The sequence below is a fragment of the Stutzerimonas stutzeri genome, from assembly GCF_024448715.1.
Classification (GTDB): Bacteria; Pseudomonadota; Gammaproteobacteria; order Pseudomonadales; family Pseudomonadaceae; genus Stutzerimonas; species Stutzerimonas stutzeri_AR.
Map to the genome: position 1 here is coordinate 617,694 of NZ_JAMOHZ010000001.1, position 15,968 is coordinate 633,661.

The window sequence follows — 15,968 nt, forward strand, 5'->3', positions numbered from 1 at the left end:
GCCTCACGCGGCCGACATGCTACGGCCAGGCTGGCAGCGACATGCACAACCCGAAGCGTGAGCCTGGTGACTCATAGTTGCGGAAGGATCGGCGTGCCGACCAGAACATCGGCGTTCTGCCCGCGATGACGCAGCAAATGATCCAACAGTACGATGGCCATCATCGCCTCGGCGATCGGTGTGGCACGGATGCCCACGCAGGGATCGTGGCGGCCTTTGGTGATGACCTCCACTGGCTTGCCATCGACATCGATCGAGCGCCCTGGCGTGGTGATGCTGGACGTCGGCTTCAAGGCCAGGTGCGCGATGATCGGCTGACCTGAAGAGATGCCACCGAGGACACCACCGGCGTTGTTCGACAGGAAGCCTTCCGGGGTCATCTCGTCCCGGTGTTCGGTGCCGCGCTGGGCGATACTGGCGAAACCAGTGCCGATCTCGACACCCTTGACCGCGTTGATGCTCATTAAGGCGTGCGCCAAATCGGCATCGAGGCGGTCGAAGATTGGCTCACCAAGCCCCGGCGGCACGCCCTCTGCGACTACGCTGATCTTCGCACCGACCGAGTCCTGGTCACGGCGCAGCTGATCCATGTAAGCCTCCAGTTCCGGCACCTTGTCCGGGTCGGGGCTGAAGAAAGCGTTCTGCTCGACACTGTCCCAAGTCTTGAATGGAATCTCGATCGGGCCCAGCTGACTCATATAACCGCGCACCTGAATGCCCAGCGTCGTCAGATACTTCTTGGCGATCGCGCCAGCTGCGACGCGCATGGCCGTCTCGCGCGCCGAGCTGCGGCCACCGCCGCGGTAGTCGCGCAAGCCGTACTTGTGGTGATAGCTGTAGTCGGCGTGCGCCGGACGGAACAGATCCTTGATCGCCGAGTAATCCTTGGACTTCTGATCGGTGTTGCGAATCAGCAAACCGATCGGGCACCCGGTGGTGCGCCCTTCGAACACGCCGGAGAGGATTTCAACCTCGTCAGCCTCCTGACGCTGGGTGGTGTGTCGGCTGGTGCCGGGCTTGCGCCGATCGAGGTCTCGCTGCAGATCCGCAACGGACAGTTCCAGCCCCGGCGGACATCCATCAATGATGGCGACCAGTGCCGGGCCATGGCTTTCGCCAGCAGTGGTGACGGTGAACAGCTTGCCGTATGTGTTGCCGGACATGCAGGGCGCTCCGCGATCGACCTAAACAGGGGGCGGAAGTATACCCGAGCCGCCGAAGGTTTCACTGCCTCGGGTGGCGGCGCATATTGCTGTCCGCGAACCAAGCGCCCTGCATCGCATCCAACCCGCTTCGTCAGTCATCGAATCTCTGCTCATGCGTTTTCTTTTCCTGCTTGCCCTTCTTGCCATGCCCGCTTCTTACGCATACGCCCAAACGCTGCTGAACGAGGGGATGACTGTGCAGGTGACGGACGGTCGCCTGCATGGCAGCCTGCTGCTGCCAAAGACCACCGAGCCTTTGCCGGTGGCTCTGCTGATCGCCGGGTCGGGCCCTACCGACCGCAACGGCAACAATCCCATGGGCCGCAACGACAGCCTCAAGCGGCTGGCGCAGGCGCTTGCCAAACACGGCGTCGCCAGCCTGCGCTACGACAAGCGCGGCGTAGGTCAGAGCCTGGCGGTGGCGCCGGCCGAAAAACAACTAAGCGTGGATAGCTATGTTGCGGATGCAGTGGCCTGGGCGCGTCAGCTAAAAGCGGAGCCGCGCTTTTCCGAGGTGGTGCTGATCGGCCACAGCGAAGGCGCACTGATCGCCAGCCTTGCCGCACCTATCGTCGAGCCAGCCGCGTTGATCAGCATTGCCGGCAGCGGCCGACCCATCGATCGGCTGCTGCGTGAACAACTGCAAGGCCGCCTGCCGCCACCCCTGTTGGCGACCGCGCACTACCTGATCGACGAACTCAAGGCGGGACGCCAGCACGAACAAGTGCCTGAAGAACTGCAGATCCTGTTCCGCCCGAGCGTACAGCCTTATCTGATTTCGCTGTTCCGCCAGGATCCGATACAAGCGTTTGCCAACGTGACTGTGCCTGCACTGATCATTCAGGGCACGCATGACATACAGGTCGATCACGAAGATGCCGAAGCATTGCAACGCGCCCGCGAAGAAGCCGAACTGGCGCTGATATCTGGGATGAATCACGTGCTGCGCATTGTTCCGATGGACCGCGACAGACAGACCGCGTCCTACAACCAGCCCGAGCTACCTATCGCCCATGCTCTGACCGAGCGAATCAGCCGGTTTTTGCAGAAACATGGCGTATTGCCAGCCTCCAGTTAGCCAATCGGCGGCCGATACGCACCTTACCTGCCGCAATGAATCGACCGCCAGGCTCTGGACGCCGACATGACCGATAGCTCACCAGCACCGAACGACGAAGAAGCCCAAGCGCCCGCAACCCCACAGCCGCACCCCTGGGCCGAGCTTGCCCCGGATCGCTTCCGATTGCTGCGTCTGTCGCCACTACCGACCGACCGAGATACCGGCGTGCGACCGCTACGGTTCGTTGAACTGGCTCAGATCGAACGGCATACGCCGCAGCAAAGCCTGTTGAAGCTGTTCGTGCGACTACCTGGCCAGCTGCTGTCGAAGAAACACAACGTGCTAGAAATCTGGGCAGATCATCGGGCCAAGGAGCTGCGCTTCGGCCCCGATTCCGGCCTGCACATGGAGCCTGCCAACCGCGGTCTAGGACGTTTTCTACTGGCGCAGGGAGCCCTTTGGGCGCAAAAGCGTTGGGCGCACTATCTTGTGGAAGGCGGCGCCCTTCCTGCCAAAGATATAACGAGCGAAGACATGCGTTTGCGGCGTGATCATTGCCTGCAGACGCAGGGCTTCGATGTGCTCTATCCCGAGCCCCAGCAGCTCAAGGCAACTTACGGTGCGTCTCGTGTCAGCACGCTGCGCCCCGACTGGAATACTGAGAAGGTGCAGATCATCGAGTTGAAGGATGCTGCGGCGATGCTCGAACAGGCTGATCGCAATCTGCAAGAGCAGGAAAACCAGATTCGCGGCATCCAGGAGCGTCTGGACAAATTTCGCCGGGAAGACGGCACCCTCCGGTTCACCATCGCCTGCCTCATCGCATTCTCGCTATTCCAGGCAGGCTTACTGATCTGGATTGCGACTCGCTGACATGCGTGGCAACAACGCGACGTTGAGTGCCTCCCCTGCCTTTTACCGTTTGAGCCGCGCGCGAAACAACGCCTGGTGCTCACGGCACTGGCTTGCGGCGAGCAGAAACACGCCATGCCCGCCCGCGGTGAATTCCAGCCAAGTGAAATCCACCTCCGGATAAAGCGCCTCGACATGCACCTGACTGTTACCGACCTCGACGATGAGCGTGCCGGTGTCGGTCAGGTGATCTGCTGCCTCAGCCAGCATCCGCCGCACCAGATCCAGGCCATCGTCACCACACGCCAGCCCCAACGCGGGTTCGTGATGATATTCATCGGGCATGTCGGCGAAGTCTTCCGCATCCACGTAGGGAGGGTTGGAGACGATCAGATCGAAGCGCTGCTTGGGCAACCCATCGAATCCGTCGCTTTGCACGGTATACACACGCTCTTCCAGACCGTGCTGTTCTATGTTGCGACTGGCCACTTCGAGCGCCTCGAAAGACAGATCAGCCAGCACCACTTCAGCATCGAGAAACTCGTAGGCGCAGGCAATGCCGATGCAGCCGGAGCCAGTACACATGTCCAGAATCCGTGTCGGACTCCGCGCCAACCAAGGTTCGAAACGTCGTTCGATCAGCTCACCAATGGGTGAGCGTGGAATCAGTACACGCTCATCGACAATGAACGGTAGTCCGCAAAACCAGGATTGACCAAGCAGGTAGGCGGTGGGCACGCGTTGCTCGATCCGACGGCGCAGCAAGTTCTGCAGATGCTCGCGCTCGTCATCCTCCAGACGGCAATCCAGATAGCTATCGGTGATTTCCCAAGGCAGGTGCAGAGCGCCGAGCACTAACTGGCGCGCCTCGTCCCAGGCATTGTCGGTGCCGTGGCCAAAAAATAATTGCTCGGCATGGAAACGGCTGACAGCCCAGCGAATATGGTCACGCAAGGTGCGCAAGCGGGAAGGCGAAGCGGTCACGTCGGCATCTCCTGTCAAAAGCGCGAAAGTTTAGCCGAAGGCAGGTCGGGTTTCTCAGACTTATGCGACCGCAATACTGGCCTATCGCCCGTTATTGCCGATTCAGCTGACGAATCATCGGTTTGGGCAGTTCACATCTTGGTCATCTGGCGCCACAATCATGCCCCTCTCACAACAAGGAGTCAGTCATGTCCAAGCCACAGACCATGCTTCAGCTCAGTGGCCGCAGTTATGCACCGGCGACTCTGGCTAATGCGACCCTTGTGGTCATCGACGTTCAGGAAGAATATCGGACAGGAACTCTCGCGCTACCGAACTTGAGCTCGGCGCTGGAAGAGATCAACAGTCTGGTGACCGCTGCCCGCGCGGCTGGAGCGCCGGTCGTGCATGTACATCATCTTGGCATTCCCGGTGGCCTGTTCGATCCCCAAGGCCTGCGCGGGCAGATCATGCCGGAAGCAGCTCCGTTGTCCGGCGAAGCCGTGATAGGCAAAACGCTGCCCAACGCGTTCGCCGGCACCAGGCTTCACGAGCTATTGCAACAGCACGGCCGCCTCGACCTTATCGTCTGCGGTTTCATGACCCACTCCAGCGTGAGCACCACCGTTCGTGCGGCGAAAGACTATGGCTACCGCTGTACGCTGGTGGACAAAGCTTGCGCCACTCGCGATCTGCCGATGGGTGACAGTGTGATCGATGCGGCACAGGTCCATCGCATGGAAATGACCATTCTTGCGGATAACTTCGCCGTCTGCGTCGCCGATGTCGGAGCGCTTGCATAAGCAGGCCGGGCATCAAGCGTTGCCAGACAGGCAAATGAACCTGGCCAGGCAGACCCGGTCATAGCCCTGGTCACGACGAGGTAACCGGAATGAAACGAACCGACGGTTTCGATGCGCGCCGCCTCCGCCCACGCGAGCGGCGAAGCTGGGGTTCGCGTTTCGGCGCGTTTCTTGGCTTGTTGCTGATTCTCGTCGGCGCGCTCCTGACCGCCTTTGGCGCGGCCTCCCTACTCAGTAGCAACGAAGCCTTCGCCCGTATGGCGCTCGATCGCGAGGCTGCCGTGACGCTGCTCGTGCTGGGCCTGATCCTTTTATTGATCGGCGCATTAATCAGGCGCCGAGTGCGACGCAACTTGCGCGAGCCCAGCGGACTCAGCCTCTCCCCCGGCCTAAGAAGGAAACGCTGATCAATACCTTTGGGGTAAAATCGCCAGCTAATGCGGAGGCCCCATGCAAGAAGATGACTTTTCCTTGTTCAAATCTGCGGTTCGCGGTGTCAAGCCGATCGAACACGACCGAGCCGACACCGGCAAACCACGCCGAAACAAAGCGCAGATAGCCACTCGGCGAACGAACGCAGTTATCAATGACGGCGAGGCCCGCATCGACGGGCTCTCGGATCAATTCGTCATCGACGTTGCCGCGGAAGATGAATTGTATTGGGTGCGCGACGGCGTCCAGGACAGCCAGATGCGCAAGCTGAAAGCTGGCCAGATCCCTTTCGAAGGCAGCCTCGACCTGCATGGGCTGAGCGTTGAGAAAGCCCGCGAGTTGCTCTGGGATTTTCTGGCCGAAGCCTGCAAGTTCGAGATCCGCTGCGTACGGGTGACACACGGCAAGGCCGCGCGAATCGACGGAAAAAGACCGCTGATCAAGAGCCACGTCAACACCTGGCTACGCCAGCACGCCCAGGTACTCGGTTTTACCTCATGCCTGCCTCGGCATGGCGGTACCGGTGCGGTTTACGTCATTCTCAAGCGAACTATGCTAGAAGGCCGTGACGAATAACCGTCGCGCTCAGCTACGCATTCTTCGGCGTGCTGCTTGCAGCCCAGCAGCTGAGTCCCTAACCTTCGCATTCGCGCTTTTTTGCAAGCCTGACAGGTAGTCAAATGTCTCTGGAAACTCATTACACCGCGATCCTTGGCCAGCTTGGTGAGGACGTCAACCGCGAGGGCTTGCTCGATACGCCCAAGCGCGCTGCCAAAGCTATGCAGTACCTGTGCAAGGGCTATCAGCAAACACTTGAGGAGGTCACCAACGGCGCGCTGTTCAGCTCCGACAACAGCGAGATGGTGCTGGTTAAGAACATCGAGCTGTACTCCTTATGCGAGCACCATATGCTCCCATTCATTGGCAAGGCCCACGTAGCCTACCTGCCCAACGGCAAAGTGCTCGGGCTTTCCAAGGTGGCGCGCATCGTTGATATGTATGCTCGCCGACTGCAAATTCAAGAGAATCTAACACGCGAGATTGCCGAGGCGATCCAGAAGGTGACAGGCGCCTGGGGCGTAGCAGTAGTAATCGAAGCGCAGCATATGTGCATGATGATGCGCGGTGTCGAGAAGCAGAACTCCTCGATGGTCACCTCGGTAATGCTCGGACAATTCCGCGAGAACGCCGCCACCCGCAGCGAGTTTCTTGGGCTGGTTAGATAAAGGAAGCTGGAAAGGAATTGTCTCTCCGCAGCTCGGAGAACAGCCGTAATACTCTAGCGCGGCGCTTTTTGTAGGAAGTCTATGTTCGCCCGCGAGCATTTCCTGCAATGTTCGGCTGATAGGCGGAGCCGTTTTTTCGACAGCGCAATGCAATCCTGAACCGCTTTCGGGCCAAGATGATCATGACTTGGATGGTTTTCAAGCCGCGATCCAGACAGCGCTGATATACGCTTGGCCCAACGAGCGGATCGCCGTGCGCCCATGGCTGCGTTGTAAAGCAACCGATGCAACGCCAGGGCGCTTTTCTGTTCGGATTGCGAGCCCTGGACCTCATTTCTGAATCTCGCTCCCTCGCGTCCATTGCGAGAAGGAAAAATGCACCGGAGTTCTCAGCTGGCCGCGCTGGAACAAGCCGTTAAGGTCTTTTAGGACCTTCCAGTCAAAACATACAAGACGCTATCTTCGGCGAATACCAGGCAGATAACGAGCCATCACGTCGCCCCAAAAAGAGACCACACGGCAACTGTCGCACCTATTTAGCTCAGCTTTGGCTCAGCCGTCCGTCTCGCTGATTAGACTCGATTCGTGTCTCTGCGTCGCTCCGATCAGCCCGCAAAAGCCCGCCCTTGCGTATTCCCAGCCATCCAATAGAGCCAGGATCGAAGGCCGCGACGATCCTGGCACGCTAGATGCTTTGTCATCCGCAAAGCCTGCCGATCGATTCGGCAGAGCATCCCGCAGGTCAACGAAGACCATTAGCCGCAAGCGGCACGGGACGGGTGCGACGAGCAACGTGGCTCGAACCAGCGCCCATAAAAATCCAAATACCAGGCAAAGGCGCCTGGAGCTGCCCGACAGCTCCAGGCGCCTTTTTTGTTTTTGTACGACGACGCCGCAAACGGCTTCGACGGAGGAATCGGTCATGAACGCAATCGTCACCCCGATCAAGAGTGAAACGCTGATCGTCATCGGCAACGGCATGGTGGGTCACCACTGCGTCGAGCAACTGATCGAACGCGGCGCGCTGGGTCAGTACCAGCTGCACGTGTACGGCGAGGAGCGCCAGCGCGCTTATGACCGGGTGCATCTGTCCGAATATTTCGGCGGGCGCGATGCCGACTCCCTCGCCATGTGCGAAGCCCACTACTACAGCACCCATGGCGTGCACATTCACCTCGGCGTGCAAGTGCTGGAGATCGACCGGGAACGCAAAGAAGTGGTCACCAGCGAAGGGCGCCAGGCTTACGACAAGCTAATTCTGGCGACCGGCTCCTACCCCTTCGTGCCGCCGATTCCGGGCGCCGAGGGCAATTCGCGTCTGGTCTACCGCACCCTTGATGACCTCGATGCCATCCGCGCCGCCGCCAGCAACGCCAAGCGTGGTGTCGTGGTCGGCGGCGGTCTGCTCGGCCTGGAAGCGGCCAACGCACTCAAATCGCTCGGGCTCGAAGCCCATGTGGTGGAGTTCGCGCCCCGCCTGATGCCGGTCCAGCTGGACGAGGAAGGCGGCGCCGCGCTCAAGGCCCGTATCGAGGCGCTGGGCGTCGGCGTGCACCTGTCGCGCGCCACGCAGGAGATCGTCATCGGCGAGGAATACGCCTACCGGATGAACTTTAACGACGGCGAATACCTGGAAACCGACCTGATCGTGTTCTCCGCCGGCATTCGTCCGCAGGATGCGCTCGGCCGCATCGCCGAACTGGAAATCGCGCCGCGCGGCGGTGTGGTGATCGATGCCGACTACCGCACCAGCGACCCGTTGATCTTCGCCATCGGCGAATGCGCCTCCTGGAACGGCATGGTCTTCGGCTTAGTCGCGCCCGGCTACACCATGGCGCGCAACGTCGCCGCCCTGCTCACTGGCGAACCGCATCAGCCGTTCAGCGGTGCGGACATGTCGACCAAGCTCAAGCTGCTCGGCGTCGATGTCGGCTCTATTGGCGATGCCCATGCCGCCACGCCCGGCGCCAAGAGTTATCGCTTCATCGACGAAGCCAACGCCAGCTATCGCCGCCTGGTGCTGTCCGAAGACGGCAAGCGCGTCATCGGTGCCGTACTGATCGGTGATAACAGCTACTACGACACGCTGCTTCAATATGCACAGAACGGCATCAAGCTACCGGCCGATCCGTCCAGCCTGATCCTGCCACTGTCCGATGGCGCACCAACGCTCGGCGCTGACGCCCTCCCCGACACCGCCACCCTCTGCTCCTGCCACAACGTCACCAAGGGCGCGGTGTGCTGCCAGGTTGACGCCGGCATCACCGACCTCGGCGATCTCAAGGCCGCGACCAAGGCTGGCACCGGCTGCGGCGGTTGCAGCGCGCTGCTCAAGCAAGTCTTCGAAGATGAACTGACCGCTCGCGGCGTCGAAGTCGACAAGAGCCTGTGCGAACACTTCGCCCACACCCGCCAAGAGCTGTACGGGATGGTCCGCGTTGAAGGCATCACCAGCTTCGAAGAACTGCTCGCCAAGCACGGCCGCGGCCACACCGGTTGCGACATCTGCAAGCCGGCGGTGGGTTCTATCCTCGCGTCCTGCTGGAACCAGCCGATCACCGACCCCAAGCTGATCCCGCTGCAGGACACCAACGATACCTTCATGGCGAACATGCAGAAGAACGGCACCTACTCCGTGGTGCCGCGCATCGCTGGCGGTGAGATCACTCCAGACAAGCTGATCGCCCTGGGCGCGGTCGCAAAGAAATACGACCTTTACACCAAGATCACCGGCGGCCAGCGCATCGACCTCTTCGGCGCTCAGCTGCATGAGTTGCCGGATATCTGGGGCGAGCTGATCGAGGCGGGTTTCGAGACCGGCCATGCCTACGGCAAATCCCTGCGCACGGTGAAGTCCTGCGTTGGCAGCACCTGGTGCCGCTACGGCGTGCAGGACAGCGTCGGCATGGCACTGCGCCTGGAGGATCGCTACAAGGGGCTGCGCTCACCGCACAAGATTAAATTCGGCGTGTCCGGCTGCACCCGCGAATGCGCCGAGGCGCAGAGCAAGGACATCGGCGTGATCGCCACCGAGAACGGCTGGAACCTGTATGTGTCCGGCAACGGCGGCATGCGTCCGCGCCACGCCGAGCTGTTCGCCACCGATCTGGATGACGAAACCCTGGTGCGCTACATCGACCGCTTCCTGATGTTCTATATCCGCACCGCGGACAAGCTGCAGCGCACCTCCGTTTGGCGCGAATCCCTCGAAGGCGGCCTCGATTACCTCAAGGAAGTGATCATCGACGACAGCCTTGGGCTGGCCGCTGAACTAGAAGCGCAGATGCAACTGGTGGTCGACCGTTACGAATGCGAGTGGGCCAATGCCATCAAAGACCCGGAAAAGCTCAAGCGCTTCCGCACCTTCGTCAACGACCAGCGCGGCGACCCAGACGTTCACTTCGTCAAGGAACGCGGGCAGCGCCGTCCGGTACACGCATCCGAACTTCACCTGATTCCCGTAACCGAGGAGGTGCTCTGATGAGCCAGCCCAACGCCGTACGCGTGCAACCGAGTGAATCCGCCAACTGGCGGGCGCTGTGCAGCCGCCACGATCTAGTCGCCAATTCAGGCGTGGTCGCCTGGCTGGATGGCGAGCAGGTTGCGCTGTTTCACTTGCCCGATACCGAGACTGGCGAGCAGGTGTTCGCCATCGCCAACAAGGACCCGAAATCCGGCGCCAATGTCATCGGCCGCGGCATTCTCGGCCAGCTCAAGGGCGACCTGGTGATTGCTTCGCCGCTTTACAAGCAGCACTTCCGCCTGGCCGACGGCAGCTGCCTGGAATATCCGGAACAGCACCTGCAGGTTTGGCCAGTGCGCTTAAACGGCGACGCGGTGGAAATCGCTCCAACGGGCGGGGCATGAATTTGTAGGGCTGAATTCGGCCAACAGCGCGGCCCCTGCGGAAGCGATCGCTCGAATTTATAAGGCCGAAATCATCAGCAAACAGCCAACACAACCAGAGAACCGAAAATGTCCTATCTCGTTCCTGCGGAATTCGTCACCAAGATGGTCGACTCGGGTGAGTCGAAAATCTTCATGTCCTCCCGCGATACCCTGATCCGTGCATTCATGGCCGGTGCGATCCTGGCCCTCGCCGCGGTGTTTGCGGTAACTGTCACGGTACAGACCGGCTCTCCGCTGGTGGGCGCGATGCTGTTCCCGGTCGGCTTCATCATGCTTTACCTGATGGGATTCGACCTGCTTACCGGCGTCTTCGTCCTGACGCCGCTGGCACTGTTGGACAAGCGTCCAGGCGTGACGGTCAACGGAGTTCTGCGCAACTGGGGGCTGGTCTTCCTGGGCAATTTCGGCGGCGCGCTGCTGGTCGCCTTCATGATGGCCTTTATGTTTACCACCGGTTTTTCCACCGACCCAGGTCCGATCGGCGAGAAAATCTCCCATATCGGCGAAGCACGAACCTTGGGTTATGCGGAGTTCGGTGCGGCTGGCTGGGGGACCATCTTCCTGCGCGGCATGCTGTGTAACTGGATGGTCTCGATGGGTGTGGTGGGCGCGATGATCTCGACCACCGTCGGCGGCAAGGCCATCGCCATGTGGATGCCGATCATGCTGTTCTTCTTCATGGGCTTCGAGCACTCGGTGGTGAACATGTTCCTGTTCCCCTCGGCGATGATCATGGGCGGCGACTTCTCAATCATGGATTACATGATCTGGAATGAAATTCCCACCGCGCTGGGCAACTTGGTAGGCGGCCTGGCATTCACTGGTCTGACGCTTTACACGACCCATGTAAAGACTGCGCCAAAACGCGCGCTGCGCTGAGTTCGGTCCGTCCGTACACTGTCCGATCAAGCTACGCACTAACGGGTAGACACGCGTTTTCTGTAGGAGCCAGCTTGCTGGCGACAGGCCAGACCGGGATCGCCAGCAAGGACTGGGTGTCCCCTCGCTCCTACGCTTGCGCAGTACGCAGCCTTGTCCGGGACTCACCGCATTTCATGAGCAGATGAGCAGTCAACTCAAGGTCTCGGTGGGCCAGCACACCGACAGGGGACGCAAGGAAAGTAACCAAGACTTCCACGGCGTCTACATTCCCAAAGAACCGCTGCTGAGCAGCAAGGGCATCGCCATCGCGCTCGCGGATGGCATCAGCAGCAGCGCCGTCAGCCATATCGCCAGCGAATCGGCGGTTACCGGTTTCTTTGCCGACTATTTCTGCACCTCCGACGCCTGGACGGTAAAGACCTCGGCGCAACGCGTCCTGATGGCGACCAACTCCTGGCTGCATGCGCAAAGCCAGCAGAGCCAGTACCGTTACGACAAGAACCGCGGCTACGTCTGCACCTTCAGCGCCATGGTCATCAAGTCGACCACCGCGCACCTTTTCCACGCCGGCGACTCACGCATCTATCGCGTCCAGGGCAATGCGCTGGAACAGCTGACCAACGATCATCGGATGTGGGTCACGGAAGACAAAAGCTACCTAAGCCGGGCGTTGGGCATTCATCCACAGCTGGATCTGGACTATCGCGCCGAACAGGTCGAGGTGGGCGACACCTTTATCCTCGCGACCGATGGCGTCTATGAATACATCACCGCGTCGTCAATGCTCGGCGCCATTGCCCACAACCCCGACAATCTGGATGCAGCTGCTCAAGCGATCATTGCCCAGGCGCTGGCCCAGGGCAGCGACGACAACCTTACGGTACAGATACTGCGTATCGACGAGCTGCCGCTGCGGGCCGCCGACGAGCTCTACCTGCAACTCACCGAACTGCCCTTCCCACCCATTCTCGACGCGCGAGCCCGGTTCGACGGCTACACCATTATTCGCGAAGTGCACGCCAGTAGCCGTAGTCACGTTTACCTCGCGACCGACGACGACAGCCAAACGCCGGTGATCATCAAGACGCCGTCAATCGACCTGCAACGGGACGCGCAATACGTCGAGCGCTTTCTTACCGAAGAATGGGTCGCGCGGCGCATCGAAAGTGCCCACGTCGTCAAGCCGTGCCTGCAGACCCGCAAGCGCAACTACCTATACAGCGTCACTGAATTCGTCGAAGGCCAGACGCTGACGCAGTGGATGATCGACCACCCCAAGCCGGACCTGGAAACGGTTCGTGGCATTGTCGAGCAGATCGCCAAAGGTCTTCGCGCCTTTCACCGACTGGAGATGCTGCACCAGGACCTGCGGCCGGAAAACATCATGATCGACACCACCGGCACGGTAAAAATCATCGACTTCGGCTCGACCCGTGTCGCCGGCATCATGGAGATTGCTTCACCCATCGAACGCGGCGATCTGCTCGGCACCGCTCAATACACCGCGCCGGAATACTTTCTCGGCGAAGGCGGGACGCCCCGCTCGGATATGTTCTCGTTGGCGGTTATCGCTTATCAGATGCTCACCGGCCACCTACCCTACGGCACCGCGGTTGCCCGCTGTCGCACCCGCGCGGCGCAGAACAAGCTCAGCTACAGCCCGATCCGCGCGCATGACCGCGAGGTACCGGCATGGATCGACGATGTGCTGCGCAAGGCGCTGCATCCCAACCCTTACAAGCGCTACGAGGACCTGTCCGAGTTCGTGTTCGAGCTGCGCCAGCCCAACCAGGCCTTTCTCAACAAGGCCCGGCCACCACTGATGGAACGCAACCCGGTGCTGTTCTGGAAAGCCGTTTCGCTGGCATTGGCAATAACGGTGGCGGTGCTACTGAGCCGATGACGAGGCAGGCCGCATCAGGGACGGTGCGGCGCGTACACGTTGAGCGCAGGGTCGTCATGCCCGTCTTTCGATGGGTCGAGAATCCAACACATTTGCGTCACCAGTTCCTCACAGTTCTCGCCGCGCTGCAGCCAATCATGGAAGGCTATGCGTGATGCGGTGAGCGCGGTCTCGGCGGCTTCGTCGATGCCGCTTTCCGGCGTGCCGGGCTGCCACTGGTCGAATAACGATTTGAGCGCATGCTGCGCCTCGTCAGCACCGAGTTCCCCGTCCGACCAGCGTGACGTGATGTCCTGAGCTTTCTGCAGGGCCAACACCGAAGGGCTTGGCGAATCCATTGGACGACCTCCATGCAATTGCTGTGGCCGTTGGACATCCATCGAACCGGTCGAATTCGCACCCACCTATCAGTTCGTCTGGCCTTGCCGATGCGCCACTGCTCAGTGCCGCCCGGCTGGCCGTGGGAACAACCGCTGATGCGCGGCTGCCAGATGAGGTGCTGCCTGCTGCTTCCGACCTGCTCGGCCAGTAAGTATCCATTCCTCGACATCACTCCACCGACAAGGGCGAGGTCGCACGTTCATGCCCCTGACATCCCGATCTACCGGCCCGCCGTTTGATGTCGTTGTCGTCGGCTCCGGCATTGCCGGCCTGTCCTGCGCGTCGCTGTTGGCTGATGCAGGGCAACGCGTGCTGGTGCTGGAAGCCAGCGAAGTGCCCGGTGGGCGTGCCAGGAGCTGGGCCGATCCGGCAACCGGCGACAGCGTCGATATCGGCCCGCATGTATTGCTGAACAAATACTCGAACATGCTGGCGATGCTCGAACGCTTCGGCACGTCCGAGCAGGTCTGCTGGCAGACAGAAGAATTGCTGACCGTTCTCGACAAGCATCGGCATATCCGCTTCAAGGTGGGTGGCTTGCCAGCGCCAATGCATTACCTGCGTAACCTGCCGCAGATCCTGCCCAGCGTCCCGTTACGTCGGCTGCTCAGCAACGTTCCGCTGGCCTGGCGCACCATGCGCAGTTCACCCGGCGAGCTGATGGCCCTCGATGACCGTACCGGGTATCAGTACCTGCTCGATAACGGCGTCAGCCCGAGCTTCATCGACTGGTTCTGGGCCTCGGCTTCAATGGCGATACTCAACCTGCCAGTCGAGCAGTGCTCAGCCGCATCGCTGATGCGCCTCTTGGCGCAAGGGCTCGGTCACAACGACCTCGCATTCGGCTTTCCAAAGGTAGGGTTGAGCGATCTCTATGCTTGGCCGGCGATTCGTTGCCTGGAGCGCCACGGGGGCGAAGTCAGATTCAACTGCGCCGCTGCTGGCCTTCATCGACGTGACGATACTGTCGCAGGCGTAACGCTTGTCGGCGGTACGGTTATTCCCGCGCCAGCAGTGGTTCTCGCGGTTCCGCCCACCTCCATTAGCGGCCTGCTGTCAGAAGAGCATCCGTTGGCTACGGTTGCCGGGCACTTCGAACCCAGCCCTTATATAAGTTGCTACCTCTGGTTCGATCGAAAGCTCACTTCGGCGCGGTTCTGGGCGCGGCCATGGTCACCTGACAGCCTGAATACCGACTTCTATGACCTGTCGAACATCCGTTCGGACATGACCAAGTCCGGATCGATGATCGCCACCAATATCATCTGGAGCCATCGCACGGCTGGCCTGTCAGATCAGGCGATCATCGAGGCAACCATCGGTGAAATTGGCGACTTCGCGCCTGAGGTTCATCAGGCGCGGCTGGTTGCCGCGGCGGTGCACCACATCCCAATGTCGATTCCATGCGCGCAACCTGGCGTGGAAACGGCGCGGCCCGCTACTCGTCTTGAAAAAGGCGTGTTCCTCGCGGGCGACTGGGTCGACACCGGTCTGCCCTTCTGTATGGAGAGTGCGACCCGTGCCGGCGCGCTCGCCGCCGAGGCGATTTTGGCGGACCAAGGCAAACTGGTTCGACTGGCGCACCCGACACCGGTGCCCGGCGGGCTTACCAAGCTGCTGCGAAAGCGCGATGAGGGTGACGGGTTCTAAACACCGAAACTCGCCTGCAGCCCGCAAATTCGGATACTCAGTAACGGCTTGCGTCCACACAAGAAACCGAGCGGGCTCGACGCGGCGAATTCCCAACGCGCTCGCCCCGTCAGGACTTTCCCGGAAACAGTGCAACGCGTGCGCAACGGCCCTCCCCGGCCTGGCTGGATGACGAAACCGCTGACCGGCAGTCGGCCCGGAAGAGCCATCTTTGGTTCGAAATTTAACGAGGCCACCCGTTCGTCAGTGATGAACATTCGGCCCGTAAAGCGCTGCTCGTCATCACGAGACCCGGTTTCGAAGCGGGCAATTTTCTTGGGGATATGCCACAGACGGCGACCACCGGCAGCTGAGACCGGGTCATTGACCCAGATGTCCTTCACCGTACCCGCGGGCACGAGCAAGCCCCTGCCGCGCACCAGCACCACAGCTGCCAGCTCGTCGTATCGCAGCGTGCCTCCGCTGTACGTTGCAAACACAGTTGCAACCAGTGCGTGAGCCGCAAGGCGGAGATAGGGAATATCGACCGCGGCTACCGGCAGCTCAACAGCCCGAACACGCCATAGCGACAGGCATGCCGAGCCATGAAGCGTCCAGGGTGCCGCTGGCACAGAGAGCTCGTCGATTGTCTGAAATGTGTCTTCCGCCATGGTCGGTGTCCGGGCTCCAGGATGAAGCGGTCTTGCACCAATCGACACCACC

At 60.7% G+C, this 15,968-nt stretch carries 15 protein-coding genes; 11 read left to right on the forward strand and 4 right to left on the reverse strand.

Features of this window, described 5'->3' with window-relative positions; all coding sequences use genetic code 11:
• Positions 1-71: 71 nt before the first annotated feature.
• On the reverse strand, positions 72-1,163 hold the full coding sequence (gene aroC, locus NAV33_RS02675; protein WP_255976644.1) for a chorismate synthase: 1,092 nt from the start codon (positions 1,161-1,163) through the stop codon (positions 72-74).
• Positions 1,164-1,317: 154 nt separating this feature from the next.
• Here aroC and NAV33_RS02680 point away from each other — a divergent pair, with 154 nt between their 5' ends.
• Positions 1,318-2,283: an alpha/beta hydrolase family protein gene (locus NAV33_RS02680; RefSeq protein ID WP_255976646.1), complete on the forward strand. Its 966-nt coding sequence runs from the start codon at positions 1,318-1,320 to the stop codon at positions 2,281-2,283.
• 66 nt (positions 2,284-2,349) lie between these two features.
• The gene (locus NAV33_RS02685; RefSeq protein WP_255976648.1) at positions 2,350-3,138 is read left to right on the forward strand and encodes a hypothetical protein; all 789 of its coding nucleotides are present in this window, start codon (positions 2,350-2,352) and stop codon (positions 3,136-3,138) included.
• Between the two features lie 42 nt (positions 3,139-3,180).
• Here NAV33_RS02685 and prmB read toward each other — a convergent pair whose 3' ends face one another.
• Entirely contained in the window at positions 3,181-4,101 is a 921-nt protein-coding gene (gene prmB, locus NAV33_RS02690) for a 50S ribosomal protein L3 N(5)-glutamine methyltransferase (protein WP_255976650.1), read from the reverse strand.
• A 188-nt stretch (positions 4,102-4,289) separates the two neighbouring features.
• On the opposite strand from prmB, the gene NAV33_RS02695 reads away from it, so the two are divergent.
• From NAV33_RS02695 to NAV33_RS02730, 8 genes are all read left to right on the forward strand, one after another.
• On the forward strand, positions 4,290-4,883 hold the full coding sequence (locus NAV33_RS02695) for a cysteine hydrolase family protein (protein ID WP_255976652.1): 594 nt from the start codon (positions 4,290-4,292) through the stop codon (positions 4,881-4,883).
• 89 nt (positions 4,884-4,972) lie between these two features.
• Entirely contained in the window at positions 4,973-5,290 is a 318-nt protein-coding gene (locus tag NAV33_RS02700) for a hypothetical protein (RefSeq protein ID WP_255976654.1), read from the forward strand.
• Positions 5,291-5,333: 43 nt separating this feature from the next.
• On the forward strand, positions 5,334-5,891 hold the full coding sequence (locus NAV33_RS02705; protein WP_255976656.1) for a Smr/MutS family protein: 558 nt from the start codon (positions 5,334-5,336) through the stop codon (positions 5,889-5,891).
• Positions 5,892-5,995: 104 nt separating this feature from the next.
• Positions 5,996-6,541, forward strand: coding sequence for a GTP cyclohydrolase I FolE (gene folE, locus NAV33_RS02710; RefSeq protein WP_255976658.1), 546 nt, complete (start codon positions 5,996-5,998; stop codon positions 6,539-6,541).
• Between the two features lie 922 nt (positions 6,542-7,463).
• The gene (nirB, locus tag NAV33_RS02715; protein ID WP_255976660.1) at positions 7,464-10,022 is read left to right on the forward strand and encodes a nitrite reductase large subunit NirB; all 2,559 of its coding nucleotides are present in this window, start codon (positions 7,464-7,466) and stop codon (positions 10,020-10,022) included.
• Entirely contained in the window at positions 10,022-10,408 is a 387-nt protein-coding gene (nirD, locus tag NAV33_RS02720; RefSeq protein WP_255976662.1) for a nitrite reductase small subunit NirD, read from the forward strand. Before nirB ends, nirD begins: the two co-directional genes overlap by 1 nt.
• 108 nt (positions 10,409-10,516) lie before the next feature.
• The gene (locus NAV33_RS02725) at positions 10,517-11,329 is read left to right on the forward strand and encodes a formate/nitrite transporter family protein (protein WP_255976664.1); all 813 of its coding nucleotides are present in this window, start codon (positions 10,517-10,519) and stop codon (positions 11,327-11,329) included.
• A 184-nt stretch (positions 11,330-11,513) separates the two neighbouring features.
• Positions 11,514-13,235 (forward strand): bifunctional protein-serine/threonine kinase/phosphatase, encoded by a 1,722-nt coding sequence (locus tag NAV33_RS02730; protein ID WP_255976666.1) that lies wholly within the window; start codon positions 11,514-11,516, stop codon positions 13,233-13,235.
• 14 nt (positions 13,236-13,249) lie between these two features.
• Here NAV33_RS02730 and NAV33_RS02735 read toward each other — a convergent pair whose 3' ends face one another.
• Entirely contained in the window at positions 13,250-13,573 is a 324-nt protein-coding gene (locus NAV33_RS02735) for a hypothetical protein (RefSeq protein ID WP_255976668.1), read from the reverse strand.
• A gap of 244 nt (positions 13,574-13,817) precedes the next feature.
• Between NAV33_RS02735 and NAV33_RS02740 the strand changes: the two genes are divergently transcribed.
• Complete coding sequence (locus tag NAV33_RS02740) at positions 13,818-15,266, forward strand: hydroxysqualene dehydroxylase (RefSeq protein WP_255976670.1); 1,449 nt, start codon at positions 13,818-13,820, stop codon at positions 15,264-15,266.
• Here NAV33_RS02740 and NAV33_RS02745 read toward each other — a convergent pair.
• On the reverse strand, positions 15,263-15,967 hold the full coding sequence (locus NAV33_RS02745; RefSeq protein ID WP_255977003.1) for an acetoacetate decarboxylase family protein: 705 nt from the start codon (positions 15,965-15,967) through the stop codon (positions 15,263-15,265). The genes NAV33_RS02740 and NAV33_RS02745 overlap by 4 nt on opposite strands.
• Position 15,968 lies beyond the last annotated feature (1 nt).

Excerpts from the sequence above, each read along its gene's own strand:
- aroC (WP_255976644.1), bottom strand. The coding sequence starts at position 1,163 with ATGTCCGGCAACACATACGGCAAGCTGTTCACCGTCACCACTGCTGGC.
- NAV33_RS02680 (WP_255976646.1), top strand. The coding sequence starts at position 1,318 with ATGCGTTTTCTTTTCCTGCTTGCCCTTCTTGCCATGCCCGCTTCTTAC.
- NAV33_RS02685 (WP_255976648.1), top strand. The coding sequence starts at position 2,350 with ATGACCGATAGCTCACCAGCACCGAACGACGAAGAAGCCCAAGCGCCC.
- NAV33_RS02695 (WP_255976652.1), top strand. The coding sequence starts at position 4,290 with ATGTCCAAGCCACAGACCATGCTTCAGCTCAGTGGCCGCAGTTATGCA.
- NAV33_RS02700 (WP_255976654.1), top strand. The coding sequence starts at position 4,973 with ATGAAACGAACCGACGGTTTCGATGCGCGCCGCCTCCGCCCACGCGAG.
- NAV33_RS02705 (WP_255976656.1), top strand. The coding sequence starts at position 5,334 with ATGCAAGAAGATGACTTTTCCTTGTTCAAATCTGCGGTTCGCGGTGTC.
- folE (WP_255976658.1), top strand. The coding sequence starts at position 5,996 with ATGTCTCTGGAAACTCATTACACCGCGATCCTTGGCCAGCTTGGTGAG.
- nirB (WP_255976660.1), top strand. The coding sequence starts at position 7,464 with ATGAACGCAATCGTCACCCCGATCAAGAGTGAAACGCTGATCGTCATC.
- nirD (WP_255976662.1), top strand. The coding sequence starts at position 10,022 with ATGAGCCAGCCCAACGCCGTACGCGTGCAACCGAGTGAATCCGCCAAC.
- NAV33_RS02725 (WP_255976664.1), top strand. The coding sequence starts at position 10,517 with ATGTCCTATCTCGTTCCTGCGGAATTCGTCACCAAGATGGTCGACTCG.
- NAV33_RS02730 (WP_255976666.1), top strand. The coding sequence starts at position 11,514 with ATGAGCAGTCAACTCAAGGTCTCGGTGGGCCAGCACACCGACAGGGGA.
- NAV33_RS02735 (WP_255976668.1), bottom strand. The coding sequence starts at position 13,573 with ATGGATTCGCCAAGCCCTTCGGTGTTGGCCCTGCAGAAAGCTCAGGAC.
- NAV33_RS02740 (WP_255976670.1), top strand. The coding sequence starts at position 13,818 with ATGCCCCTGACATCCCGATCTACCGGCCCGCCGTTTGATGTCGTTGTC.